The organism is Pseudomonas sp. GW456-12-10-14-LB2, from assembly GCF_002884345.1.
Taxonomy (GTDB): Bacteria; Pseudomonadota; Gammaproteobacteria; order Pseudomonadales; family Pseudomonadaceae; genus Aquipseudomonas; species Aquipseudomonas paraglycinae.
Genome location: NZ_POHV01000195.1, coordinates 1 through 264, shown reverse-complemented (window position 1 = coordinate 264; position 264 = coordinate 1). Strand labels below are relative to the sequence as shown.

Annotated in this window: 1 protein-coding gene; it reads left to right on the top strand. The window is 70.1% G+C overall.

The window, feature by feature from the left end; genetic code table 11:
• Positions 1-119: 119 nt before the first annotated feature.
• A partial coding sequence (locus tag C1X29_RS30010; RefSeq protein ID WP_218275728.1) for a ClpXP protease specificity-enhancing factor SspB occupies positions 120-264 on the top strand: 145 nt, incomplete at its 3' end.

The window sequence follows — 264 nt, the reverse complement described above, 5'->3', positions numbered from 1 at the left end:
GGGTAGCACCGCATAGGCGGGGTTCGGAGGCACCTGGCAACAGAAGCCTCCACTTCAAGTCCTCGGTCCGGCCATCCGCGGCGGGGCGCCGGGCAGACCGGGCTAGAGCGCGACCGCAGATGGCAGACGACCTGATCCGCTACGACCTCCTGGTACAGGACGCCCTGCGCGGCGTGGTGCGCAAGGTGCTGACCGACGCGGCCCGCGAGGGGCTGATGGGCGAGCACCATTTCTACGTCTCGTTCCGGACGGAAGCGCCCGGCG